The sequence below is a fragment of the Cupriavidus sp. 22TCCZM01-5 genome (genome assembly GCF_057798915.1).
On the sequence record NZ_JBYOJR010000001.1, the window covers coordinates 222,992 to 247,987 of the forward strand.

General features: G+C 65.2%; 24 protein-coding genes. 12 read left to right on the plus strand and 12 right to left on the minus strand.

Going from position 1 to position 24,996, the window contains the following annotated elements; all coding sequences use genetic code 11:
• Window positions 1–10 precede the first annotated feature (10 nt).
• From AC3FNH_RS01155 to AC3FNH_RS01185, 7 genes are all read right to left on the minus strand, one after another.
• On the minus strand, window positions 11–466 hold the full coding sequence (locus AC3FNH_RS01155) for a PTS sugar transporter subunit IIA (RefSeq protein ID WP_483710338.1): 456 nt from the start codon (window positions 464–466) through the stop codon (window positions 11–13).
• 393 nt (window positions 467–859) lie between these two features.
• Window positions 860–1,213, minus strand: coding sequence for a ribosome hibernation-promoting factor, HPF/YfiA family (hpf, locus tag AC3FNH_RS01160; protein ID WP_276099372.1), 354 nt, complete (start codon window positions 1,211–1,213; stop codon window positions 860–862).
• A gap of 49 nt (window positions 1,214–1,262) precedes the next feature.
• Window positions 1,263–2,741 (minus strand): RNA polymerase factor sigma-54, encoded by a 1,479-nt coding sequence (locus AC3FNH_RS01165; protein ID WP_276099373.1) that lies wholly within the window; start codon window positions 2,739–2,741, stop codon window positions 1,263–1,265.
• Window positions 2,742–2,841: 100 nt separating this feature from the next.
• The gene (lptB, locus tag AC3FNH_RS01170; RefSeq protein WP_488718787.1) at window positions 2,842–3,642 is read right to left on the minus strand and encodes an LPS export ABC transporter ATP-binding protein; all 801 of its coding nucleotides are present in this window, start codon (window positions 3,640–3,642) and stop codon (window positions 2,842–2,844) included.
• A 29-nt stretch (window positions 3,643–3,671) separates the two neighbouring features.
• Window positions 3,672–4,313, minus strand: a complete 642-nt coding sequence (gene lptA, locus AC3FNH_RS01175; protein ID WP_488718788.1) for a lipopolysaccharide transport periplasmic protein LptA — start codon at window positions 4,311–4,313, stop codon at window positions 3,672–3,674.
• Window positions 4,314–4,400: 87 nt separating this feature from the next.
• Window positions 4,401–5,027, minus strand: a complete 627-nt coding sequence (lptC, locus tag AC3FNH_RS01180) for an LPS export ABC transporter periplasmic protein LptC (protein WP_488718789.1) — start codon at window positions 5,025–5,027, stop codon at window positions 4,401–4,403.
• A gap of 25 nt (window positions 5,028–5,052) precedes the next feature.
• The gene (locus AC3FNH_RS01185; protein WP_488718790.1) at window positions 5,053–6,036 is read right to left on the minus strand and encodes a KpsF/GutQ family sugar-phosphate isomerase; all 984 of its coding nucleotides are present in this window, start codon (window positions 6,034–6,036) and stop codon (window positions 5,053–5,055) included.
• A 134-nt stretch (window positions 6,037–6,170) separates the two neighbouring features.
• Between AC3FNH_RS01185 and AC3FNH_RS01190 the strand changes: the two genes are divergently transcribed.
• Entirely contained in the window at window positions 6,171–8,150 is a 1,980-nt protein-coding gene (locus AC3FNH_RS01190; protein WP_488718791.1) for a monovalent cation:proton antiporter family protein, read from the plus strand.
• Window positions 8,151–8,176: 26 nt separating this feature from the next.
• Here the strand turns inward: AC3FNH_RS01190 and AC3FNH_RS01195 are convergent, their stop codons facing one another.
• Window positions 8,177–8,560 carry a ribbon-helix-helix domain-containing protein gene (locus tag AC3FNH_RS01195; protein ID WP_488718792.1) on the minus strand — a complete coding sequence of 128 codons (384 nt, stop codon included), beginning with the start codon at window positions 8,558–8,560 and terminating at the stop codon, window positions 8,177–8,179.
• Window positions 8,561–8,617: 57 nt separating this feature from the next.
• Complete coding sequence (locus AC3FNH_RS01200) at window positions 8,618–9,196, minus strand: DJ-1/PfpI family protein (protein WP_488718793.1); 579 nt, start codon at window positions 9,194–9,196, stop codon at window positions 8,618–8,620.
• Between the two features lie 174 nt (window positions 9,197–9,370).
• Between AC3FNH_RS01200 and AC3FNH_RS01205 the strand changes: the two genes are divergently transcribed.
• The 3 genes from AC3FNH_RS01205 (at window position 9,371) to AC3FNH_RS01215 (ending at window position 12,432) form a co-directional block, all read left to right on the plus strand.
• Window positions 9,371–9,943 (plus strand): adenine phosphoribosyltransferase, encoded by a 573-nt coding sequence (locus AC3FNH_RS01205; protein ID WP_488718794.1) that lies wholly within the window; start codon window positions 9,371–9,373, stop codon window positions 9,941–9,943.
• Between the two features lie 52 nt (window positions 9,944–9,995).
• Window positions 9,996–10,607 carry a LysE family translocator gene (locus AC3FNH_RS01210; RefSeq protein WP_276099382.1) on the plus strand — a complete coding sequence of 204 codons (612 nt, stop codon included), beginning with the start codon at window positions 9,996–9,998 and terminating at the stop codon, window positions 10,605–10,607.
• Window positions 10,608–10,740: 133 nt separating this feature from the next.
• Window positions 10,741–12,432 carry a Na/Pi cotransporter family protein gene (locus tag AC3FNH_RS01215; RefSeq protein WP_488718795.1) on the plus strand — a complete coding sequence of 564 codons (1,692 nt, stop codon included), beginning with the start codon at window positions 10,741–10,743 and terminating at the stop codon, window positions 12,430–12,432.
• A 1-nt stretch (window position 12,433) separates the two neighbouring features.
• Here AC3FNH_RS01215 and AC3FNH_RS01220 read toward each other — a convergent pair whose 3' ends face one another.
• On the minus strand, window positions 12,434–12,919 hold the full coding sequence (locus AC3FNH_RS01220) for an adenosine-specific kinase (protein WP_488718796.1): 486 nt from the start codon (window positions 12,917–12,919) through the stop codon (window positions 12,434–12,436).
• A 107-nt stretch (window positions 12,920–13,026) separates the two neighbouring features.
• Complete coding sequence (uvrA, locus tag AC3FNH_RS01225; RefSeq protein WP_488718797.1) at window positions 13,027–15,891, minus strand: excinuclease ABC subunit UvrA; 2,865 nt, start codon at window positions 15,889–15,891, stop codon at window positions 13,027–13,029.
• Window positions 15,892–16,288: 397 nt separating this feature from the next.
• Here uvrA and AC3FNH_RS01230 point away from each other — a divergent pair, with 397 nt between their 5' ends.
• Together AC3FNH_RS01230 and AC3FNH_RS01235 are read left to right on the plus strand one after the other, a co-directional pair.
• Complete coding sequence (locus AC3FNH_RS01230; protein ID WP_488718798.1) at window positions 16,289–17,539, plus strand: MFS transporter; 1,251 nt, start codon at window positions 16,289–16,291, stop codon at window positions 17,537–17,539.
• 235 nt (window positions 17,540–17,774) lie between these two features.
• Window positions 17,775–18,317 carry a single-stranded DNA-binding protein gene (locus AC3FNH_RS01235; protein ID WP_488718799.1) on the plus strand — a complete coding sequence of 181 codons (543 nt, stop codon included), beginning with the start codon at window positions 17,775–17,777 and terminating at the stop codon, window positions 18,315–18,317.
• A 218-nt stretch (window positions 18,318–18,535) separates the two neighbouring features.
• Here AC3FNH_RS01235 and AC3FNH_RS01240 read toward each other — a convergent pair whose 3' ends face one another.
• Entirely contained in the window at window positions 18,536–18,784 is a 249-nt protein-coding gene (locus AC3FNH_RS01240; RefSeq protein ID WP_488718800.1) for a hypothetical protein, read from the minus strand.
• Between the two features lie 685 nt (window positions 18,785–19,469).
• On the opposite strand from AC3FNH_RS01240, the gene AC3FNH_RS01245 reads away from it, so the two are divergent.
• The 6 genes from AC3FNH_RS01245 to AC3FNH_RS01270 all read left to right on the plus strand — a co-directional run bounded on the left by AC3FNH_RS01245 (window position 19,470) and on the right by AC3FNH_RS01270 (window position 24,923).
• Window positions 19,470–20,066 (plus strand): short chain dehydrogenase, encoded by a 597-nt coding sequence (locus tag AC3FNH_RS01245; protein WP_488718801.1) that lies wholly within the window; start codon window positions 19,470–19,472, stop codon window positions 20,064–20,066.
• A 63-nt stretch (window positions 20,067–20,129) separates the two neighbouring features.
• Window positions 20,130–20,438 carry an acylphosphatase gene (locus AC3FNH_RS01250; RefSeq protein WP_488718802.1) on the plus strand — a complete coding sequence of 103 codons (309 nt, stop codon included), beginning with the start codon at window positions 20,130–20,132 and terminating at the stop codon, window positions 20,436–20,438.
• A 471-nt stretch (window positions 20,439–20,909) separates the two neighbouring features.
• On the plus strand, window positions 20,910–21,215 hold the full coding sequence (locus AC3FNH_RS01255; protein ID WP_488718803.1) for a DUF485 domain-containing protein: 306 nt from the start codon (window positions 20,910–20,912) through the stop codon (window positions 21,213–21,215).
• Window positions 21,212–22,873: a cation acetate symporter gene (locus AC3FNH_RS01260; RefSeq protein ID WP_488718804.1), complete on the plus strand. Its 1,662-nt coding sequence runs from the start codon at window positions 21,212–21,214 to the stop codon at window positions 22,871–22,873. Before AC3FNH_RS01255 ends, AC3FNH_RS01260 begins: the two co-directional genes overlap by 4 nt.
• 194 nt (window positions 22,874–23,067) lie before the next feature.
• Window positions 23,068–23,529: a cupin domain-containing protein gene (locus tag AC3FNH_RS01265; protein ID WP_488718805.1), complete on the plus strand. Its 462-nt coding sequence runs from the start codon at window positions 23,068–23,070 to the stop codon at window positions 23,527–23,529.
• 35 nt (window positions 23,530–23,564) lie between these two features.
• Window positions 23,565–24,923: a hypothetical protein gene (locus AC3FNH_RS01270; protein WP_488718806.1), complete on the plus strand. Its 1,359-nt coding sequence runs from the start codon at window positions 23,565–23,567 to the stop codon at window positions 24,921–24,923.
• The last annotated feature ends 73 nt before the right edge of the window (window positions 24,924–24,996 follow it).

Here is a 24,996-nt window from a genome sequence, read left to right on the forward strand (position 1 = left end):
AGGGGGAGGATCAGGGATGCCACTGCGTCAGGAGTTCGTGAACCGCGTCCGGCGTGGCCAGCGTTGCCAGGCCTTCGCGCATGTCGCGATCCGATAGCAGCTGGGCAATTTCGGAAAGGATTTCGAGGTGCTGCTGCGTGGCCTGTTCCGGCACCAGCAAGAAGATCAGCAGCGAGACCGGCTTGCCGTCCGGCGATTCGAACGGAATCGGCTCCGCCAGCCGCATGAAGGCAGCCAGCGGTTGCTTCAGACCCTTGATGCGTCCATGCGGAATGGCCACGCCCGCGCCCAGGCCGGTTGAACCCAGCGACTCGCGCGCGAACAGGTTGTCGGTCACGGTCGCCCGCGCCACGCCATGATTGTTCTCGAACAGGAGCCCGGCTTGCTCGAAGACACGCTTCTTGCTGGTGACGCTGACGTCGAGATTGATGTTGCCGGGTGGCAGCAGTTTGGCCAAACGATTCATGGGCGATGCGAGGATTTCAGTTAGCAGGCAGATCGGACTGCTCAGCCCGGAAACGAAGCAGGGCCGGATTGCGGCGAGGCCATGGTTTGCCAGGCGTTCGGCCATTAGTTCGGCCATTATAGAGCAGCGTCTCCCCTGTTCTTGTGCAATGCAGCGCCGGTCCCTGTAGGTCCCGGCCCGTGCTGGTGCCGCCGCACCAGGGTCAGGCGGGCGCACCGGAGTCGCCACCGGCTATGTCTTGGAGAGCATACACCGTGCGGCGCCAGTTGCGAACACTTGTGCCGGCGGCCCGGGCAAGGCTGGGGCCGCGGATGCAAAAAAGCCGCGCTACATGGCGCGGCTTGCTTTTATCAGTCCCTTTCTAAGGGCCAGCCTAACGACTGGCAGGCATGATCATTGCTGCTGTAATTGTGACTCGGCCATCTGGTACTTGACCGCTTCGCGGTCGTGGCCTTGCACGCGGTCCTTGTAGCGAATCACCTGGCGGTCCAGCTTGTCGACGAGTGCGTCGATGGCCGCATACAGGTCTTCGTGGTGGGCTTCGACAAAGATGTCCTTGCCCCGGAGGTGCAGATTGATTTCCGCGTACTGCCGCCTGTCCTTTTCCTTGTGATTGTCGACTGAGAGTAGCACGCTGACGCCAATGACTTGATCGAAATGCCTGACGATACGCTCCAGCTTCGTTTCCACGTACTCACGCAGAGGGGGCGTGATGTCCAGGTGGTGTCCACTGATCTTGAAGTTCATAGCGCTTCTCCTTCTGAAAGAGCTGCACCAGGCAGGCGGTGCAACTCGGCTACAAAGTCTTGCGGAGATTGACAGCAGGGATCTTCAGGGCTTCGCGATACTTGGCGACGGTACGGCGCGCGACGACGAAGCCTTGTTCACCCAGCAATTCGGCAATTCGGCTGTCGGAAAGAGGACTCCTCGGGTCTTCGGCTCCTATAAGTTGCTTGATCAAGGCGCGGATGGCCGTTGATGAAGCCGCGCCACCGGTTTCGGTGGACACGTGGCTGCCGAAAAAGTACTTCAGTTCGAAAGTACCCATTGGCGTTGCCATGTATTTATTAGTCGTCACCCGGGATATGGTTGACTCGTGTAATCCCAGTGTATCGGCAATCTCCCGCAAAACCAAGGGGCGCATCGCGATTTCGCCATGCGTGAAAAAGTTCTTCTGACGTTCGACAATTGCCTGCGAAACTCGCAGGATCGTGTCGAACCTTTGCTGGATATTCTTGATCAGCCAGCGCGCTTCCTGCAGCTTCTGCTGCAGGCCGGCCGCGCCGGACTCTCCCTTGGCTCCGCGCAGGATCTGCGCATACATATCGTTGATGCGCAGGCGCGGCATCACGTCCGGGTTGAGCTGCGCGATCCATCCGCCGCCACCCTTGCGCACGAACACGTCCGGCACCACGAAGTCGGCTTCGGGGCGGCTGTACGCGTGGCCCGGATATGGCGCGAGCGAGCGGATCAATTCGTGGGCGGCCTTGAGCGCCGCTTCGTCCACCTGCAGTGCTTTTTTCAACCGCGTGTAGTCGCGCACGGCAAGCAGCTCCAGGTGATGGTTGACGATCGACAATGCCAGCTCGCGCTGCGGGTGCTGCAGCCGGCGCAGCTGCAGGGTCAGGCATTCGGCGGCATTGCGCGCGCCTACGCCGGGCGGGTCGAAGCTTTGCAGCAGCGCGAGTATGGCCTGCACTTCCTCGACCTCGAATTCGAGTTCCTCGGGCAGCTCGGCGCAGATCTCCTCTAGCGACGCGCTCAGGTAGCCGTCGTCGTCGAGCGATTCGATCAGGAAGATCGCGAGCCCCTTGTCACGTGTAGAGATCTTCAGCGGCGCGAGCTGTTCCATCAGGTGTTCGCGCAGGGTGGGCTCGGCATCGCGCAACTGCATGGGCGTCTTCTCGTCGTCATCGCCCTGCGGGCGCCGCGCGAAATCGTCCAGGCTCCAGTCGCTGCCGTAATCGTCGCCACCGCTGTCACTGTAGCCTTCTTCATCTGCGCCCGCGCCGTTGGCGTTTGCTTCGCCATTGCCCTGCGGTTCCGCTGGTGCGGGTGCCGGTGCGCTCTGCAGATTGACCGAGCCGTCCGCAGCCACGCGCAGCGGGCTTTCGATCCAGTCGTTCTCGCGCTCGAGCAGCGGGTTTTCGGTCAGGGCCTGCTCGACTTCCTGCTGCAGTTCCAGCGTGGAAAGCTGCAGCAGCCGGATCGACTGCTGCAATTGCGGCGTGAGGGCAAGATGCTGGGAGAGGCGGAGCTGTAGCGACGGTTTCATGCGACCTATTCTATGCGCATCTTCCCGTTGTTGGAACGGAAATTGCTATCGCTGATGCTGCATGATCGTCTCTGCCAAGGGGACAGTTTCAGCCCCGGCTTCACATGCGGAAGTTCTCGCCCAGATAGACGCGACGCACCGACTCGTTGGCGATGATGTCTTCGGGCTGGCCCGCTGCGAGTACGGTGCCTTCGCTGATGATATACGCGTGGTCGCAGATGCCGAGCGTTTCGCGCACATTGTGGTCGGTGATCAGCACGCCGATGTTGCGTGCCTTGAGGAAGCTGACGATGCGCTGGATCTCGCCGACCGCGATCGGGTCCACGCCGGCAAATGGCTCGTCGAGCAGGATGAAGCGCGGCGACGATGCCAGCGCGCGCGCGATTTCCACACGGCGGCGCTCACCGCCCGACAGCGACAGCGCGGGATTGTTGCGCAGGTGGGCGATCTGCAGGTCGTCGAGCAGCGTATCGAGGCGGCGGTCGATCTCGGCCTTGGGCAGCGCCTTGCCGTTTTCGAGCTGGAGCTCCAGCACCGCGCGGATGTTCTCTTCCACATTGAGCTTGCGGAACACCGAAGCTTCCTGCGGCAGGTAGGACAGGCCCATGCGCGCACGCTCGTGGATGGCCAGGCCGCTGATGTGCTTGCCGTCGAGCACGATATCGCCCTCGTCCAGCGCCACCAGGCCCACGATCATGTAGAACGACGTGGTCTTGCCCGCGCCGTTCGGACCGAGCAGGCCCACGACCTCGCCGCTTTTCACGTCGAGCGACACGTCCTTCACCACCGTGCGCGACCCGTAGCGCTTCTTCAGGTGGCGCACGACCATCGTGCTGCTGTCGGCACGGACGTCGTTGGCGGCGGAAGCGGACGTGGGGGCGAGCATTGCGGTATCGGTCATGGTGGCGGTGGTGCGCTCGGGCGCGTAATTCAGGGCTTGCTGGACGGCGCGGGCGCCGGCTTCAGGTCGAGTGGCGGGGCGGCGGCCGCACCGCTAGCTTGCTGGCGCGGCGAGAGCACTGCGCGCACGCGTCCCGACGGGTTGCCGGCCGAGGTGTTGTCACCGCCGCCGGCAGCTGTGTAGAACTCGTTGCGGCTGTCGTAGGTCAGCACCGCGCCACGGATCTCGTCGACCAGCTTGGCGCCCTGCAGGCGGGCCATGCGGGCGTGGCCGATCAGCTTGGACATTTCCTGCTTGCCGTCGTACTCGATGCGATCGCCCCAGCCGTCCATGTACTCGTCCACGCCTTCACGCTTCTGCCGGATATAGGCCTGCTTGCCGGCCTTGGCCGTGGCCACCGCGAACTGGTAGCCCTCGGGATCGGTGCGGATCTCGGCCGCGTCCGACTTCAGCACCATGGTGCCCTTGGTCAGGATCACGTTGCCCGTCAGCGTGTAGATCTGCTTGACGTCGTCGTAGCTGGCGTTGTCGGCTTCCAGGACCAGCGGCTTGTCCCGGTCCGCGCGTTCGGCATGGGCGCCCAGCGGCGCCAGCACGGCAAGCGTGGTCGCCACGGCCAGCAGCAACGGGGTGGCGCGCCGGCGGGACAAGGTCGTCAGGGAAGCAATCATGTTGGCAAGGGTCGCAGGAAGGCGGAGGTTCAGGCGCGGTGCTCAGGTCCGCGGTGCCGCCCCGTCGTGCGCGGGCGGCTGTTGTTGTCAGGATCCCGGGGTCCGGGTGGGCGCACCGGTAATGATGGTGCCGCGTACGTTGCCCAGCAATTGTACTTCGCGGGTAACGTTGTTGAAGATCAGCCCGTTGGCGGTCATGAGCGACGGGCCGCGCGTGAGCTTCACGGCCTTGTCGGTCTTGACAATGTCGTCATTGACCAGAACCCGGAAGTACTCCGAGGCGGCCGTCATCAGCGGGTCCTTGGCTGCGTCGGCGCCTTGTTGCCGCTCGACGAAGCCGTTGCCGTACAGGTCGATGACCGAGCCTTCGGCATTCATGTTGCCGCGATCGGCGCGCACGCTCACCGGCGGGCGGTCAGGCTGGTAGGCGCGCATGGCGGGACGGGTCACTTCGTAGGACTGATCGTCGCCGAAGTGGACCATCTTGTCGCCGGTGAAGCGCATCTTGGTGCTGCCGTCCTGCGCGAGCTCGGTGGCCGAGAAGCGCTCCATGTAGTAGTCGGGCTCGTGCTTGCGTACGGTCGGCACCTTGGTGCCTTCCTGCTGCGTATTGATCTGCACCAGCCAGAACGTGCTGCCGGCCACCACTGCCATCAGCAGCAGCGGCAGCAGCCGCAAGACGATCCCGGTGAGGGAAGACAGGAGAGCCTGCATGGTGTCGTTGCGTGCGCGCCGGGGTTCAGATGACCTTGGCCCGGGTCAGGTCGTGGATGTGCAGCGCGCCCACCAGGCGCCCGTCATGGTCGACCACCAGCAACTGGTTGATGCGGTTGGCTTCCATGACCTGCACGGCTTCGACGGCGAGCTGGTCTTCATGGACCACGCGCGGGTTGCGGTGCATCACCTCGCCGATCGGCACGGTCTTCCAGTCGCGCGGGGTTTCCAGCAGGCGGCGCAGGTCGCCGTCGGTGAACACGCCGATGGCAACGCCGTCCGGGTCGACCACCGCGGTCATGGCCATGCCCTTGCGCGTGATCTCCATCAGTGCCTGGGCCAGCGGCGTGTTCTCGCGGACTTCAGGCACGGCATTGCCGGTTCGCATGACATCGCGCACGTGGGTCAGCAGCTTGCGGCCAAGCGCGCCGCCGGGGTGCGAGCGGGCGAAGTCTTCCTCGCCGAAGCCGCGCGCATCGAGTACCGCCACCGCCAGCGCATCGCCAAGCGCCAGCGCCGCGGTCGTGCTCGCCGTCGGCGCCAGGTTCAGCGGGCAGGCCTCCTGTTCCACGCCGGCGTCGAGATGCACGTCCGCCAGCTTGGCCAGGTTCGATTCCGGGTTGCCGGTGATCGAGATCAGCCGGGCGCCGATGCGCTTGACGATCGGGATGATCGACAGCAGCTCGCCGGTCTCGCCGGAATTGGAGAACGCGATCAGCACATCGTCGCGCGTGACCATGCCCAGGTCGCCGTGGCTGGCTTCGGCCGGATGCACGAAGAACGACGGCGTACCGGTGGAGGCCAGCGTGGCGGCGACCTTGCGGCCGATATGGCCGGACTTGCCGATGCCGGACACCACGACACGTCCGCTGCACTGGAGGACGAGCTGCACGGCATGCGCGAAGTCGGCGGTCAGGCGCCCGGAAAGCGCGGCGACCGCGTCGGCTTCAATCTGGAGGGTACTGCGGGCGAGCCGGAGTGCTCGATCCGCATCGAAATTGGCTATCATGGCGACGAAGTATACCAACGAATGCGGCGACGCCCGGGCTGTCCCGGCGAGCGCCGCGCTTGCCGTGTTCCGCCGGCAGGGCGCCCGTGCCGGGGCACAGCCGGCTGCCCTGGCCGGTTCATCCTGAGCGTCCGATGCATTCTCCGCTGGAACTGACCCTGGTGCTGCTGGCTGCCGCCGTCTTCGGCGTGGTCGCGTTCCGCATGCTGCAGCTGCCACCCATGCTCGGTTACCTGGCGGTCGGCATCCTGATCGGCCCGCATGCGCTGGGCCTGGCCAGCGACACAGCCCAGACCAAGTACCTGGCCGAGTTCGGCGTGGTTTTCCTGATGTTCTCGATCGGCCTGGAGTTCAACCTCAGCAAGCTGCGCGCCATGAAACGGCTCGTGTTCGGGCTGGGCGGCTCCCAGGTGGCGCTGTCGATGCTGGCCGTGGTGCCGGCGAGCTGGCTGTTCAACTGGCTGTTTCCCTTGTCGTGGCAGGCGTCGGTGGCGCTCGGCGGGGCGCTGGCCATGTCGTCCACGGCGATCGTCTCGAAGATGCTGGCCGAGCGCATGGAGCTGGAAAGCGAGCACGGCCGCAACATCATCAGCGTGCTGCTGTTCCAGGACCTGGCCGTGGTGCCGCTGCTGATCGTGATCCCGGCGCTGTCGCGCGACCCGGGCGACCTGGCCGTGGCGCTGGGCATGGCCACGGCCAAGATCGCCGTGGCGCTGGGCGCGATCTTCTTCCTGGGCCAGCGCCTGATGAGCCGCTGGTTCCACGTGGTGGCGGCGCGGCGGTCGCAGGAGCTGTTCATGCTGAACCTGCTGCTGGTCACCCTCGGCATGGCCGCGCTGACCGAGCGGCTGGGCCTGTCGATGGCGCTGGGCGCGTTCATGGCCGGCATGCTGATCTCGGAGACGCCGTACCGGCATCAGGTGGAAGAGGACATCAAGCCCTTCCGCGATGTGCTGCTGGGGTTGTTCTTCGTCACCATCGGCATGCTGCTCAATATCCAGGTGGTGCTGGAGCATGCATGGCTGGTGTTGATGCTGCTGGTCGTGCCGATCCTGTTCAAGCTGGTGCTGATCGCCGTACTGGCAAGGCTATTCGGCTCGCGCCAGGGGGTGGCGATCCGTACCGGCCTCGGGCTGGCGCAGGCCGGCGAATTCGGCTTCGTGCTGCTCAACCAGATCGACGGGCTGAACCTCGTGGATCCGGTGCTGATCCAGGTGATCCTGGCGTCGATGCTGCTGTCGATGCTGGCCGCGCCATTCCTGATCCAGTACAGCGACGCCATTGTGCTGCGCTTTGCCGCGAACGAATGGCTGATGCAATCGCTGAACATGACGCGCATTGCCGCGCAAAGCCTGCAGACCGAGAAGCACGCCATCATCTGCGGCTACGGGCGCAGCGGCCAGAACCTGGCCCATATGCTCGAGCGCGAGGGCATCACCTACGTGGCCCTCGACCTGGATCCGGACCGCGTGCGCGACGCCGCCGCGGCGGGGGACACGGTGGTCTATGGCGACGCCGGCCGGCGCGAGGCGCTGATTGCCGCGGGTATCCACCGTGCCGCGGCGATCATCGTCACCTACGCCAACACGCCGTCCGCGCTCAAGGTACTGCACCACGTGCAGGAGCTGGCGCCGGCACTGCCGGTGATCGTGCGCACGGTCGACGATTCGGAACTTGACACGCTGCAGAAGGCCGGCGCCACCGAGGTCGTGCCTGAGATCATCGAGGGCAGCCTGATGCTGGCGTCACATGCGCTGGTGCTGCTCGGGGTGCCCATGCGGCATGTTCTGCGCGGCGTACAGGAAGCGCGTGACGCGCGCTATAGCCTGTTGCGCGGCTACTTCCACGGCCGCGACGATGAGGAGGACATGGTCGAGCGCGAGACAGTGCGGCTGCACTCGGTGTCGCTCGGGCCGGCGGCGACGTCGGTGGGCCGGCGCATCGGCGCGCTGGGGCTGGAGCGGATCGGCGCCGAGGTCACGGCCGTGCGCCGCCGGGGCATCCGCGCCTTCGACCCGGAGCCGGACACGGTGCTCGAAGCCGGCGATATCGTCGTGCTGCGCGGCACGCCCGAGGCGCTGGAGGCGGCGGAGACGCGGATCCTCAGCGACTGAACGGATCCGCAGACGCCTGAAAGCGGCTAGTGCGCCGCACCGGCCGGTGCCTCCACCCACGACGGCGGCAGGCTGTCCAGCACCGAGCGCGCATCAAGCGAGCCGATCGGAACGCCGGTATCGGCAGGAATGCGGCCCTTGCCTTGCAGCATCAGGTAGCGCAGGCAGCACACACGCAGGAACGATGAAAAATTGCCGGCCACGGCCTCGTCACCGCGATGCGTGGTCAGTTCGTCATGCAGCCGGGTGATGAGCTGGTTGACGGTCATGCCGTCGCGCTGCGCCAGCTCGTCGAGCACTTCCCAGAACAGGTTTTCGAGCCGGATGCTGGTGGCAACGCCGTGCAGCCGCAGCGATCGCGCCTGGCACGCGTAGGACTGCGGGTTGGCGCGGATAAAGATCTCACACATCGTAACTCCCGTGCTGGCGGCGCTGGCCAGTGCCGGCCGCGCCGTGATCGGAAGCCTCTAATGTACGATCCGCGTCCCCAGCACGGCAAGGAACTGGGCCAGCCACGCGGGATGGGCGGGCCAGGCTGGCGCCGTCACGAGGTTGCCGTCGGTGTGGGCCTGGTCGACCGGGATATCCGCATACTTGCCGCCGGCCAGCTTCACTTCCGGCGCGCAGGCGGGGTAGGCGGAGCAGGTGCGGCCTTCCAGCGCGCCCGCGGCGGCCAGCAACTGCGCGCCGTGGCAGACCGCCGCGATGGGTTTGCCGGCGCCGGCAAAGTGCTGCACGATCTCCAGCACGCGCGCGTTCAGGCGCAGGTATTCCGGGGCGCGTCCGCCGGGGATGACCAGGGCGTCATAGGCAGCCGGGTCGATCTCGGCAAAAGTCGCGTTGAGCGCGAAGTTGTGGCCGCGCTTTTCGGTGTAGGTCTGGTCGCCTTCGAAATCGTGGACGGCGGTGGCGCAACTGTCGCCGGCCTTCTTGTCCGGGCATACCGCGTGCACGGTGTGGCCCACCATCTGCAGTGCCTGGAACGGGACCATCGTTTCGTAGTCTTCGGCGAAGTCGCCCACCAGCATCAGAATCTTCTTTGCCATCACGGTCTCCTGTATGGTTACGGGTGTTCGGCCGGGCCTGTCGGGCCCGGCATGGCACCGGCAGGGCCATTTTGCGGGCGGCCCGCGCGGCCCGGGTGGTAACCCGTTACCGCAGCTGCCGCCCGGCCGGCGTTTCCGGAGCGCCCGTGGCGCAACCTACCTTTCACGATTTCCATGGCAGATTCCATCATCCAGTCCCCCGACCTCGGCGACGTCACAGGCTACCTGCGCGAGCGCATCCGTACCGTGCCGGACTGGCCGTTGCCCGGTGTGCAGTTCCGCGACATCACGCCGCTGCTGCAAAACCCCAAGACCCTGCGCGTGCTGATCGACGTCTTCGTGCACCGCTACATGGACGCGCAGCTCGACCTGGTCGCGGGCATCGACGCGCGCGGCTTCATCCTCGGCGCCATCGTCGCGTATGAACTGAACCTTGGCTTCGTGCCGATCCGCAAGAAGGGCAAGCTGCCGTTCCAGACCGTGGCCGAAGAGTACGAGCTCGAATACGGCAGCGCCACGGTCGAGATCCACGCCGATGCCTGCAAGCCGGGCGACCGCGTGCTGCTGGTCGACGACCTGATCGCCACCGGCGGCACCATGATGGCCGGACGCAAGCTGCTGGAGCGTCTTGGCGCCACGGTGGTGGAGGGCGCCGCGATCGTGGACCTGCCCGAGCTGGGCGGCTCGCGCCTGCTGCAGGACGGCGGGCTGCCGCTGTTCACGGTGTGCCGGTTCGACGGCCACTGATCTGGCCGAGCGCTGATGCGCCAGCCGCCCGATCCATTCCGACGGAGATCCCATGCCCGACTTGCTGCTGTTCCTGGTGACCTCGATCGCCATCACCCTCGCTCCCGGCCCCGACAACCTGCAGGTGCTGGCGCGCGGCATGGCGCAGGGCCGGCGCGCGGGCGTGGTGGCCGCGCTCGGGTTTGCGGTTGGCTGCCTGTTCCACACGATGATCGCCGCGGTCGGGCTGGCGGCGGTCTTGCGTTCGTCGCCGCTGGCGTTCCAGCTGATCAAGTATGCGGGCGCCGCCTACCTGATCTGGATCGGCATCCAGGCGCTGCGCGCCAGGGGCGGGCTGGCGCAGGGCGCCGACGTGGCCGCGGTGCCGCTGCGCAAGGTGTTCCGGCAGAGCGTGCTGGGCAACATGATGAACCCGAAGGTCACGCTGTTCTTCCTGGTGTTCCTGCCGCAGTTCGTGCGCGCGGACGCCGCGCACCCGGCGCTGCAGTTCGTGCTGCTGGGCCTGGTGTTCATGCTGCAGACCGCCGTGGTGTTCTCGCTGTTCGGCTTGTGCGCGGGCTGGCTCGGCGCGTGGCTGCGCAGGCGTCCGGCCACCGGCCGCTGGCTGGACCGCGCGGCCGGGGCGATTTTCGTCGGCCTCGGCATCAAGGTTGCGCTGCCCTGAACGGGGGCTTGGCCCTCGCGCCCGCGGCGTTGCCCCGCCCCCGGGGCGGGCGCATAATGAGCCCTTGACAACAACATGATGACCGGGCGGAGCCTCCGAGCTGTAACCGACACCGGTCACACAGGGGCGCACAATGGGCGTACTTCTGCATCTCCTTTCCGGCGTGGCCCTGCTTGTCTGGGGCACGAACATCGTCAAGGTCGGGATCCTGCGCGTCTACGGCGCCAATCTCCGGCACGTACTCTCGACCAGCGTCGCCAACCGCTTCACCGCCTTCCTGGCCGGGCTGGGCGTTACCGGGCTGGTCCAGAGCAGCAACGCCACCGCCGTCATCGTCAGTTCCTTCGTGGGCCAGGGCCTGATCGCCGTGGCGCCGGCACTGGCCATCATGCTTGGCGCCAATGTGGGCACCGCGGTCATGGTGCAGGTCTTCTCGCTGGATCTGTCCTGGCTGTCGCCGCTGCTGATCTTCGTCGGCGTGATCCTTCATCTGTCCTGGAAGGGCAGCAAGCCGGGCCACGTCGGCCGCGTGCTGATCGGACTGGGCCTGATCACGCTGGCGCTCGAACTGATCTCGATCGCGACGCGCCCCATGGTGCAGGCCGCGGGCGTCAAGGTGCTGTTCGGCACGCTGACCGGCGACGCGGCGCTGGACATGCTGATCGGCGCGTTCCTGACCATCCTCTGCTATTCAAGCCTGGCCGTAGTGCTGTTCTGCGGCGCGCTGGCCTCGGCCGGCGTGGTGTCGATCCCTGTGGCGCTCGCGCTCGTGCTCGGCGCCAATCTCGGGTCCGGCATCTCGGCGCTGCTGACGACGTCGGGCAACAACCAGCCAGGCAAGCGCGTCACGCTCGGCAACCTGCTGTCGCGGCTGCTTGGCTGCCTGGTCGCCTTGCCGTTCCTGACCGAGGCGGAGAGCCTGCTCGCGCTGATCGACCATGACCCGCAGCGCCTGATCGTCAATTTCCATCTGCTGTTCAATGTGGCGTTGGCCGTGCTGCTGCTGGGCGCGACAGGGCCGCTGGCCAGGCTGTGCGAAGCGGTGCTGCCGGGACGCAACACCGGCGAAAGCCAGGTCACGCCGCGCCATCTCGATCCCGCCGCATTGCCCACGCCGACACTCGCGCTGGCCAACGCCGCACGCGAGGTGCTGCGCATTGGCGACCGCATCGAGCAGATGCTCGACAACATGCTGCGCGTGCTGCGCACCAACGACGCCAAGCTGGCGACCGCCACCTGCCGCATCGACAACGAGGTGGACGACCTCTACACCGCCATCAAGCTCTACCTGACCCGCATCAGCCTGGAAGCGCTGGATGAGCGCGACGGGCAGCGCTGGACGGAGATCATCTCGCTGACCATCAACCTCGAACACGCGGGCGACATCATCGAGCGGGTGCTGGTCGATGCCAAGGAAAAGAAGATCGCCCACAACCTGATGTTCTCCGAGGCGGGCATGCAGGAAATCGCCGAGATGCACGCGCGGCTCGTGGCCAACCTGCGGCTCGGCCTGTCCGTGTTCCTCAATGGCGATCTCAAGAGCGCGCAGACGCTGATGGCCGAGAAGGCCAACTTCCGCGAACTCGAGCAGAAATACGCGCGCACCCACCTGCAGCGCGTGGCCGTGCAGACCGCGGAAAGCGTGGAAACCAGTTCGCTGCACCTGGACGTCATCAGCGAACTCAAGCGCCTGAACTCGCTGTTCTGCGCGACCGCTTACCCGGTGCTCGAGCAGGCTGGCGTGCTGAACCGCAGCCGCATGAAGGAAGACGATGCTTCGGGCACGCCGCCGGTGCGGCAGCTGAGCGCCGCGGCGCGGCAGTGAGCTACAGCTTGTAGCCGAACTTGCGCAGCAACTCGCGCCGCTCCTTGATATCGGCGTCCGTCTCGATGCCCAGCGGCGGGGCGCCATCCACCACGCCCAGCACGGCCCGCCCGCCGTCGGTCTGCGCGATGATGATCTCGGCCGGGTTGGCTGTCGCGCAGTAAATCCGGCAGACCTCCGGCACCGCGCGCACAGTGCTGAGCACATTGACGGGGAAGAACCCGTCGCCAAGGAAGATGAAGAACGAGTGGCCCGCGCCGACCGTGCGGGCGTTCTCGCAGGCCAGGTCGATCAGCGCCTCGTCGTTGCCCGACCAGCGCACCAGCCGCTTGCCGGAGGCCTCGCAGAATGCCAGTCCGAAGCGAATGCCGGGCACGGTGCCCACCAGCGCCTCATGCAGGTCTTCCACGGTCTTGATGAAGTGCGACTGGCCGAAGATGAAGTTGGTCGCTTCCGGCTTCGTGACCGGTACCGACAGGAGTTCCATGGCGGGCCTCCATGTGTTGGTGGCGACGGCCGTCGTGGCCGTCCTTGCCGTTCATGGTAGGCACTGCGGCACCGAATGCAAGCCGTTACCGCCAGTCCCTCAACGCTTCAGGCCCGCTTGAGCAGCGGCGCGAGATACCTGCCCGTAAAGCTCGCCTTGCTCTTCGCCACATCCTCCGGCGTGCCGCGCGCGATCACCTGGCCGCCGCCGGCGCCGCCTTCGGGGCCCATGTCGATCAGCCAGTCCGCGGTCTTGATCACGTCGAGGTTGTGCTCGATGATCACCACGCTGTTGCCCTGGTCGCGCAGCTTGTGGATGACCTTGAGCAGCAGTTCGATGTCATGGAAGTGCAGGCCAGTGGTGGGCTCGTCGAGGATATAGAGCGTGCGGCCGGTATCGCGCTTGGACAGCTCCAGCGACAGCTTCACGCGCTGCGCCTCGCCGCCCGACAGTGTGGTGGCGGACTGCCCCAGGCGGATATAGCCGAGGCCCACGTCCAGCAGCGTCTGCAGCTTGCGGCGTACCACCGGCACCGCGCTGAAGAACTCGTGCGCCTGCTCGACCGTCAGCTCCAGTACCTCGGAGATGTTCTTGCCCTTGTACAGGACTTCCAGCGTCTCGCGGTTGTAGCGCTTGCCGTGGCACACATCGCACGGCACATAGACGTCGGGCAGGAAGTGCATCTCGACCTTGAGCACGCCGTCGCCCTGGCACGACTCGCAGCGCCCGCCCTTGACGTTGAACGAGAAGCGGCCCGGATCGTAGCCGCGTTCCTTGGCCGACGGCACGCCCGCGAACAGTTCGCGGATCGGCGTGAACAGGCCCGTGTACGTGGCCGGGTTCGAGCGCGGCGTGCGCCCGATCGGGCTCTGGTCGACGTTGATGACCTTGTCGAAATGCTCGAGCCCCTCGATGCGGTCGTGCGGCGCGGGCTCCGGCGTGGAGCCGTACAGGTGGCGCGCCACCGCGTGATAGAGCGTGTCGTTGATCAGCGTGGACTTGCCCGAACCCGACACGCCTGTGATGCAGGTGAGCAGCCCGACCGGGATCTCCGCCGTGACGTTGCGCAGGTTGTTGCCGCTGGCGTTGACGATGCGCAGCAGGCGTTCATCATCCGGCGCCGCACGCTTGCCCGGGACTTCGATGCGCCGCTGGCCGGACAGGTACTGCCCGGTCAGCGACGCGGGCGACTCCTCGATCTGGCGCGGCGTGCCCTCGGCCACGATCATGCCGCCGTGCACGCCGGCACCGGGGCCGATGTCGACGACGTAGTCGCTCGCGCGGATCATGTCCTCGTCGTGTTCCACCACCAGCACCGAATTGCCGATGTCGCGCAGATGCTTGAGCGTGCCGATCAGCCGGTCGTTGTCGCGCTGGTGCAGGCCGATCGACGGCTCGTCGAGCACGTACATCACGCCGGTCAGGCCCGAGCCGATCTGCGAGGCCAGGCGGATGCGCTGCGCCTCGCCGCCCGATAGCGTGTCGGCGCTGCGCTCCAGCGACAGGTAGTCCAGCCCCACGTTGTTCAGGAAATTCAGCCGCGCGGTGATTTCCTTGATGATCTTGTCGCCGATCTCGCGCTTGGCGCCATGCATGTCGAGCGTGAGAAAGTACGTCAGCGTGTCGCGCAGCGGCCAGCCGTTGATCTCGAAGATGGCGCGCGCCTGTTCGCCTTCGCCGACCTTGACGTGGCGTGCCTCGGTGCGCAGACGCGTGCCGTGGCAGGCCGGGCAGGGCTGGTTGTTCTGGTACTTGGCCAGTTCCTCGCGCACGGCCACCGAATCGGTCTCGCGGTAGCGGCGCTCAAGGTTGGGGATGATCCCTTCGAACACGTGCGAGCGCACCGTGGTACGGCCGCGCTCGTTCATATAGGTGAACGGGATCTCCTCTTCGCCCGAGCCATGCAGCACCACTTGCTGCACGTTGGCCGGCAGCTCCTCGAACGCGGTCTCGGTGTCGAATTCGTAGTAGGCCGCCAGGCTCTGCAGCATCTGGAAGTAGAACTGGTTGCGCCGGTCCCAGCCCTTGATCGCGCCGGAGGCGAGCGACAGGTTCGGGAAGGCCACCACGCGCTTCGGGTCGAAGAACGTGATCTGGCCCAGGCCGTCGCAGCTCGGGCAGGCGCCCATCGGGTTGTTGAACGAGAACAGGCGCGGTTCGAGTTCCTGCAGCGAGTACGAGCAGATCGGGCACGCGAAGCGCGAGCTGAACATGTGCACCTTGCCGGTGTCGAGTTCCAGCGCCAGGGCGCGGCCGTCGGCCAGGCGCAGCGCGGTCTCGAACGATTCGGCCAGGCGCTGCTTGATGTCCGGACGCACCTTGACGCGGTCCACCACGACTTCGATGGTGTGCTTCTCCGTCTTCTTCAGCTTGGGCAGCGCATCGACCTCATAGACCTTGGCCTCGGCCTCATGCGCGGTGCCGCCGCCCGAGCGGACGCGAAATCGCACGAAGCCCTGCGCCTGCATGGTGTCGAACAGGTCGGAGTGCTCGCCCTTGCGGTCGGACACCACGGGTGCCAGGATCATCAGCTTGGTGTCTTCGGGCAGCGCCAGCGCGGCGTCCACCATCTGCGCCACGCTCTGTGCCTGCAGCGGCAGGTTGTGGTCGGGGCAGTAGGGCGTGCCTGCGCGTGCATACAACAGACGCAGGTAGTCGTGGATTTCGGTCACCGTGCCGACCGTGGAGCGCGGGTTGTGGCTGGTGGCCTTCTGCTCGATCGAGATCGCCGGCGACAGGCCCTCGATCAGGTCCACGTCCGGCTTTTCCATCAGTTGCAGGAACTGGCGCGCGTAGGCGGACAGCGATTCCACGTACCGGCGCTGGCCTTCCGCGTACAGGGTATCGAATGCCAGCGACGACTTGCCCGAGCCGGACAAGCCGGTGATCACGATCAGCCGGTTGCGCGGCAGGTCGAGATTGATGTTCTTCAGGTTGTGGGTACGAGCCCCACGGATCTTGATTTCTTCCATATGCCGAAAAGTCGTCGCCGGGCAGGCCGCCGGTCGGTGCTGTGCGCATGGACAGGTCGGTCTAACGAAAATCCCAAACTGAAATGCAGGTGCCTCACACGCCATCTTTGGGCGCCGCCGCAGGTCGTTCGGGCCGCCGCGAACCGCCGGGGGATGCGCGCGCCGACGGTTGCCCGGTGCGGGCAGGTGACCCGGAAAGCGCGGAGAAGCAAACCTGTTAATATACCGAACTTCGGTTTCCCGGGTTGCCTGCGCTAGGCGCGCACCACCAGTGGGAGCCGGGCCGAATGCCGCGCTTGCCTGGTCGACCGGGATGGCAACTTCCGCCCCGGGTGCCGATCGAAACAGCCATTGCCGCCAGCGCCGGCAGCCAGCCTGACCCATTCCCACGATCGCCATGTCGCCGATCCCGTCTTCTTCCCCGGATGCCGCCGTTGCCGGCGATTCCAAAACCGTGCCCCAGCGCGAACGCATGACGCGTACCGAGATGCGTGCCAGCCTCTCGCTGGCCAGCATCTTCGCGCTGCGCATGCTGGGCCTGTTCCTGATCCTGCCGGTCTTTGCGGAGTACGCGCGCGGCCTGCCCGATGGCCATGACGCCCAGCGCGTCGGGCTGGCCATGGGCATCTACGGCCTGATGCAGGCTTTCCTGCACATTCCGCTTGGCTGGCTGTCAGACCGCGTCGGCCGCAAGCCGGTCATGGTGGCCGGCCTGCTGCTGTTCGTGGCCGGCGGCCTGGTGGCCGCGTTTTCGCACACGCTGTTTGGCATCACCGTGGGCCGCGCATTGCAGGGCACCGGCGCGATTTCCGCCGCCATCACCGCTTGCATCGCCGACCTGACGCGCGAACGCCACCGTACCAAGGCCATGGCCATGGTCGGCGGCAGCATCGGACTGACCTTCGCGCTGTCGCTGGTAATTGCCTCGCCGCTGCTGCACGCCATTGGCATGCCGGGAATCTTCGCGCTGATGTCGGTGCTGGGCGCAGTGGCAATCGTCGTAACGCTGTTCGTGGTGCCGAGCCCGCCGCCGCCGCATCCGGTCCGGCTGCCGTTCCGCCAGGTACTGCTCAATCCGGACCTGGTGCGCCTGAACGTCGGCGTGCTGGCGCTTCACGCCTCGCAGGTCGCCATGTTCATGGTGGTGCCCGCCATGCTGGCGGACGCGGGCATGCCGCTCGACCAGCACTGGAAGGTCTACCTGCCTGTGGTGCTGGTGTCCTTCGTGCTGATGCTCGCGCCGATGATGGCCGCGGAGCGCTATGGCCGCGTGCGGCCCGTGCTGCTGAGCGCCGTGGGGCTGATGACGGCGGTCCAGCTGCTGTTCGCCGCCGTGCATGGCCTGTGGGCCATCGTCGTGGTCCTGCTGTTGTTCTTTGTCGCCTTCAACGTGCTGGAGGCCATGCAGCCTTCGCTGGTCTCGCGCTACGCGGCTGCCTCGCGCGGCGCGGCGCTCGGCGTGTACAACACCACGCAGGCGCTGGGTCTCTTCCTTGGAGGCGTGGTGGGGGGCTGGCTGCTCAAGCACGAAGGCCGCAGTGCCGTGTTCGTCGGTTGTGCGGTGGTGCTTCTGGTCTGGCTTATAATCGCCTGGAGCATGAAACCGCCGCCGGCCAGGGGGCAGGCGAGTGCGCAGGCAGCAGCCTGACGCGGTGCCAGCCGCATCACTTTGCAACAGATTCCGGCCAAATAATGGCCTAGCATGACCGCGCTTCCCGACTAGTCTGGCCGGGGGCGCGTTATTCGTTTACGTTGTCGCTTTTGCAGTCGTCGCAGTCGTCGCCCACGCGGTAGCCGCACCTGCAGCAATCCGGTTCAAACTACTACTTACGAGCGTATGCCACGCTTTTCAGCACAGCGCGTGGCTTTTGGAGAACATTCACATGGCATCGGTCAATAAAGTCATTCTCGTCGGCAACCTGGGCGCGGACCCGGAAACCCGCTACATGCCCAGCGGCGACGCCGTGACCAACCTGCGCCTGGCAACCACCGACCGCTACAAGGACAAGCAGAGCGGCGAGATGAAGGAAGCCACCGAGTGGCACCGCGTCTCGATGTTCGGCAAGCTTGCCGAAATTGCTGCCCAGTACCTGCGCAAAGGCTCGGCGGTCTATATCGAGGGCCGCATCCGCACCCGCAAGTGGCAGGACCAGAGCGGCCAGGACAAGTACAGCACCGAAATCGTCGCCGAACAGATGCAGATGCTGGGCGGGCGTCAGAGCGCCGGCGGTGGCGGCGATGAAGGCGGTTACGGTGGCGGCGGTGGTGGCGGTGGCTACAGCCGTGAATCGTCGGGCGGCGGCTATGGCGGCCGCGGCCAAGGCGGCGGTGGCCAGGGCGGTGGCGGCCAGCAAGGCGGCGCGCGCCGTCAGCAGCAGGCGCCGTCGAACGGGTTCGAGGATATGGATGACGATATTCCGTTCTAGGATGGAATGAACAAGAATCTGTAAATTTTGGTTGTCAGGATTCTTGTTAAGTAATAGTGATTTTTGGCGCGAGGATGAAACGTAAGTTTTGCCTCGCGTTTTTGTTGGTGGGGCCGGGAAAAGAAGAACGACAAAAAAGTGAGATTCGTGTGTGGATGCGCTGCTGGTGAGCGGCAGCACATCATCCCACGCTTGAAAACCGAGCCAGCAATGACGGCTCACAAGGCCAGATGGTTGCTAGTCTTTGGCCTATCTACCGCAGGCGGAAACACACGCCAGCAGCCATCATCATGCCGAAAGAAGAACAACGCGCGTAAACCGGACTGTTGCGTGGTCTCGACGCATACGTAGCGCCGCCGGCCCGAGAGGGTACGACTAAATTCAACTACATGGACCGACGCCGTGTGGCTAGGCGCGAGCCATTTTTCGACCTGAAAGCGCAACGAATGCTCATTTGTGCTTTTCATGTCCCCCTCCATTACCCGGTTCTTGCTTTTCACAGCGCTCCAGAGGCCCAAGGCTCAGAATCGCCTAGGGGAGCTCCGCTGCTCTGCAATGCGCCTCATGCTTCACTATGGGTCGCGGTCAAACCTTGAGAAAGCACTTTAAGTCTAGGCTACAACCTGGTGCCTCTACTTATCGTTTTGGGAAATAGCAACAGCGAGAGGGATGCGTGTACGCGCATCAAGGATGTTTGTGCTGATGCATCGCAGTATGTCCAGCTGACTACAAAAACGGCTGACATTCATAGAAGGTTGACCCGCGCGCTTAGCGCGCAGCGGCTCTTCCAATTGCGCATTCTCAGGTGCTTTGGGGTCATCCTTGGATAGGCGCCCGGTCCAAGTGAGTTCGTCGACGGGGCACATCGTGCCGCTTTAGAACGGCCTGCCTTGCCCATCACAGACTTTGTGGCGTCTGTGTCGAGCCGCCATGCTCGCGCTGCCTGGTTTATCGATGGATACTGGGAGATGCGGGCATTGGTGGGCGGTCTTGCTGGCAGGGTGCTGTGTGGCGGGGCCTTGGTTCCTATGGCGACCGCCCGCGCGCAGTTGCGGCCTGGCGCATGCTGAGCGCTAGGCTACTTCATCTGGGAAATGAGCTGGGTACTGTGGGCCATTCACTACCGCTCATCATCCATTATCAGGAGGACGTATGCGCATCCTGGTCATCGGAGCCTCGGGGCTTCTAGGGAAAGAAATTGTGGCTTTATTGTCGGAAGAGCATGACGTTGTAGCGGCCAGTCGCAGCTCTCCGAGGGTCTCGGTGGACATCTCCGACAAGCAGTCGATTCTGGCGATGTACAAGCAACTGGGTACGGTCGACGCCGTGGTCTGCGTAGGTGGCACTGCGAAATTCGCACCGCTGGACGTCCTGACTGACGATGATTTTGCATTCAGCCTGGCCAACAAGCTAATGGGGCAAGTCAATCTCGTCCGGTATGGGATTCCATACATCTCCCAGGGCGGGTCGGTAACGCTCACCAGTGGTACTCTCGCCCAGCATCCAATGCTTGGTGGTGCTGCAGTGAGCACCGTGAACGCCGGCATCGAGGCGTTCGCGCGGGCCGCAGCGCTTGAATTGCAAGGCAAGGTTCGCGTGAACGTCGTCAGCCCCGGATGGGTGTGGGAAACGCTCGAAGCGATGGGACGCGATACCGCAAAGGGTGTTCGGGCGGCGGTGGTCGCACAGGTTTACCAGAAATGTATTCTGGAGGACATTACCGGACAGGTGGTTTCAGTTACCCACTGAATCACAGTGTCCGCGCGGCACTCCAGGCGTCAACGTTTCCTGAATCCCTATGGGGGCGCTCTCATGCAAGCAGATGGCAGCGACGGGCCCATCGAGACGCGGCTGGTACGCGTCCATGGTCGTGTGCAGGGTATCGGCTATCGGGAGGCGTGCGTGCGCCGTGCCCATGAGCTGGGGGTTACCGGTTGGGTCCGCAATCGCATGGACGATACGGTAGAGGCAATGCTTCAGGGCTCGCCAGAGCAGCTCGCCGACATGTGCGGTTGGTTGAGTGAAGGCATGTCGGCAGCGCTTGTGGAAGAGCTTGAAGTGACCGAAGTGAAGCCACCCTTTGCGCGCTTTGACCGGTTCGAACGCTTGGCCACCCTGTAAGGGCATTCGTGCACCGTGTCGTTGACTGCTTCCGTCGCGCTTCGCTGCGGGCTAGGCAGGCGCTCAAACGAAAGGACAGGAGAACAAGGCGCCACCGACTAGCGCTGGGGGTATAGGCGGTTCCCTTCTGAAATTCGCTGTCCGTTCCCTCGCCGAGTGTTACAAGGAGCCCGCAAATTGCGGGCTCTTTTTTGTCAGCATGGCTTCCTGCAGCGGATCGCGCGCAGGATCCACGCCTCAGGCAGGCGGCGCGGTGGCATCCATGCAGTCACCAGTGGCGCTTCAGTCTCCTTCACGCGCGTCATCTACGTGTTTTCCCCGGTGCGGCGACATGCCCCGTGTAAGAAGCAGGTAAGGGGCAGGTCGTACCTTATCGTCACGGACCGGGACTGAGACCACCACGCACGCGCTGGTTGGCGCATGCACTGTCAGTCCACGGCAAGCCCGTAGCACGAATGGCAGGAGACAAAGATGAATGAAGAACTGGTCGCAAGACTGAAGACGAACCCCACGTACCGCGAGCTTGTGCACAAGCGCTCGCGGCTGGGATGGGCGCTGACCGCGGTGATGCTCGTGATCTACTACGGGTACGTGCTGCTCATCGCCTTCGACAAGGAACTCCTTGCCGCCAAGACCGGCGCAGGCGTGATGACTTGGGGCATGCCGATCGGCCTGTTCGTGATTCTCTTCACCGTTGTCATCACCGGGCTCTATGTGCGCCATGCCAACCGCGCCTATGACGAACTGACCGAGCAGATCAAGCGGGAGGTGGCATGAAAGCGAACCACGCAATCCTTGCCGGCAGCACGCTGCTGCTTTCGACGGCCGCACTGGCGGCCGGCGGTGACATGGGACAGGCAGTCCGCCAGCCGACCAACTGGACCGCCATCGGCATGTTCGTGCTGTTCGTGATCGGCACGCTGTTCATCACCAAGTGGGCGGCCAAGCGGACCACCTCGGCCGCCGCGTTCTACACCGGCGGTGGCGGCATCACCGGCTTCCAGAACGGCCTGGCAATCGCCGGCGACTTCATGTCCGCGGCTTCGTTCCTGGGCATTTCCGCGGCGGTCTATGCCAACGGCTATGACGGGCTGATCTATTCGATCGGCTTCCTGGTCGGCTGGCCCGTCATCACCTTCCTGATGGCCGAACGGCTGCGCAACCTGGGCCGCTTCACGTTCGCCGACGTCGCGGCGTACCGCTTCAAGCAGGCACCGATCCGCGCGTTCGCGGCGTCGGGCACGCTGGTGGTGGTGGCGTTCTACCTGATCGCGCAGATGGTCGGCGCGGGCCAGCTCATCAAGCTGCTGTTCGGCCTGGAGTACTGGGTCGCGGTGGTGATCGTCGGCGCGCTGATGATGGTGTACGTGCTGTTCGGCGGCATGACCGCCACCACGTGGGTGCAGATCATCAAGGCCGGCCTGCTGCTGGGCGGTGCCACCTTCATGGCCTTCATGGTGCTGGCCCAGTATCACTTCAGCCCCGAGGCGCTGTTCGCCAAGGCGGTCGAGGTCCATGCCAAGAAGGACTCGATCATGAGCCCGGGCAACTTCATCAAGGACCCGATCTCGGCGATCTCGTTCGGCATTGCGCTGATGTTCGGCACGGCGGGCCTGCCGCATATCCTGATGCGCTTCTTCACCGTGCCCAACGCCAAGGAAGCGCGCAAGTCGGTGTTCTGGGCGACCACGTGGATCGGCTACTTCTACATCCTGACGTTCATCATCGGCTTCGGCGCGATCGTTCTGGTCGGGACCAACGCTAGCTTCCAGGACGGCAGCGGCAAGCTGCTCGGCGGCGTCAACATGGCGGCGGTGCACCTGGCCAGTGCGGTCGGCGGCAATGTGTTCCTCGGCTTCATTTCGGCGGTGGCGTTCGCGACGATCCTGGCGGTCGTGGCCGGCCTGACCCTCGCCGGCGCCTCGGCCGTGTCGCATGACCTGTACGCCACCGTCTTCAAGCACGGCAAGGCGACCAGTTCGATGGAGCTGCGCGTCTCGCGCATCACGACCATCATCCTCGGCCTCGTCGCCGTGGTGCTGGGCATCGTGTTCGAGAAGCAGAACATCGCGTTCATGGTGTCGCTGGCGTTTGCGGTCGCGGCGTCGGCCAACTTCCCGGTGCTGTTCATGTCGGTGCTGTGGAAGGGCTGCACCACGCGCGGCGCGACCATCGGCGGTTTCCTCGGCCTGCTGTCGGCGGTCGTGCTGACGGTCCTGTCGCAAGCGGTCTGGGTGGACGTGTTCCACTTCAAGGATGCGCCGTTCCCGTACACCTCGCCCGCGCTGTTCTCGATGACCATCGGCTTCCTTGGCATCTGGATCTTCTCGCTGGCCGACAAGTCCGCACGCGCTCGCGTGGACAGGGCTGGCTTCGAGGCACAGGAGCTGCGCTCGGAGACCGGGATCGGAGCAGGCGAGGCAACCGCGCACTAAGCCACACTAAGTCGCACTTCGTCGCGGCAACTTGCGGGGCGTCTGCTATCTTGGATCGAGGATCAGCAACGTCCCGCCGTCGGCATGCAACAGGCAATGCGGGCGCAGGCCCCGCGCGCAACCGACGACGCCGGTGGCCACTTCTGAACACAGCACAGGCCCCGCGGGGCCTGCGCTGCCGGAGGCCGCCAACCATGAAGCCGCAACCCTTCGCAGTGACTCCCGACGCGCATGCGCGCGCGCTTAACGTAGTCGGCGAGAAGATCACGGTGCTGGCACCCAATACCGCCACGCAGGGCTACGAGGTGTTCCTGCAGCAGGGCGAAGAGGGCAGCGGACCTCCGCCGCACTGCCACGACTGGGACGAGTCGTTCTACGTCACGCGCGGCACGATCGACATTGGCTATGACGACGAGGTCATCACGGCCACGGCCGGCACGTTCGTGCACGTACCAGCAGGCACCATGCATCACTTCCGCTTCGGGCCAGGCGGTGGCGAGATGATTTCCATCACCAGCCAGGGCGGACGCGCATCCCGCCTGTTCACCCGCATCGACGAGGAAATCCCGCCGGGCGAGCCCGATATCGCCAAGCTGCTCGCGGTGGCGAGCGAGTGCGGGGTGACGGTCGCCGCGGGCGATTCGCCGCACGCCTGACCGGCAGCCCGCCGCAGACATCGGGGGATTGCCCAGTGAAGAATTGGCTTGCGGTGGGGGCGGTAACGATTGCCGCGCTGCTGTCGACGGCGGTGGGTGCCGCGGACTTCGGCAGCAAGGGTGGGCCCGAGCCCGCCAATGTCGGGGAGATTGCCGATCGCCTGCGCGCGGACCCCTATGACCTGGAGCTGTTGATCAGCTTCGGCACTTCCAAGGGCGGTTCAGCCGGCCACATTGCGCTGGCGATCCGTGACCAGGCGCCGGGCGACGACCTCGTCTACTCGGCCAACTTCTATGCCGACCGTGACCGCAAGCACGCGGCAGGCTATTACACCGATGACCTGATGGTGGCCATCCCGAAGCGGGAATACCTGTTCGGGACGGTCTCCTCGGTTGCGCCGACCGCCGCGTTCGGCCTGGACTTCGGCGAGATCTACAAGCGCTCGGTGATCGGCGTGCGCGTGCGCGGCGTGCCGGCGCGCGACAAGGAAGCCCTGGCCGCCTACTTCGGGCGCATCAACGACGACTTTCACCGGCGTGCCAGGAACACCGAGTACCACCGGGGCGAAATCCGCTATGACTACTTGCGCCTCAACTGTGCCAAGACCATTGGCGCGGCATTCCGCTATGGCGCAGGCTACAAGGACCTGGAGGTCACGAGCGCCAGGCTGCTGTCCGGGCGCCGGGTGGTGGCGGCCGCCACGGCCAACGTCCCGACCGAGATGGCGATGAAGCTTATCCGCGAGTGGGGAACACGCGGGTACGGCATGGATGTCGTGCTGTACAAGAAATACGGCGGTTCGACCTATGTGGATCCGCTGGAGGAGGAGAAGGTGGCCTTCAAGGACTTGCCCAATCGCTTTCCTTCGGTCCTGTCGCTGGATTTCCGCAGGGAGCAGGGTGCCTACAAGGACTTCGACAACCTGTATGCGATGTACCTCCTGTACAACCTTGGCCGGTACAGCGTGCGCGTCAACGCGCAGACGCTGCGGCTCGAGATCGAGCAGGAGAAGGCACCGATGGCCTACACAGAGGCCGCCGAGCTCGCCAGGCGCAACGCCAGGTCCGACAGCAGGAATTTCCGTCGCGGCGTCCTGTTCCGGCCGCTTGGCACCAGCATCGGGGAAACGCCGGACAATACGCATCTTTATGACTTCTCCGCGGGCGGTGCGGACAGCGGCCATATGCCGGGCGTTGCCGAGACCGCTGGCGTGGGCACGGCAGCCGGCCACATTGCGATGGCGGCCGCGGCGGGCACGGGTGTGCACGGGGTGTCGGAAGTGAAGCGCGGCGGCGTGTCCGCCGACGTTGTGCGGCTGGCGGATTCGATCGCCACGCAGGTGACCGCGGCGAGCACGGAAGAAGGGTGGCTGTCGGCAGCCGCCGGCGACTGAATGCAGTTCGGGAGCCTCCGGGTGCTCGCGCGTTGCGTGCATCAGAGGGCACACCCGGGCTTCCTGAAAGCGT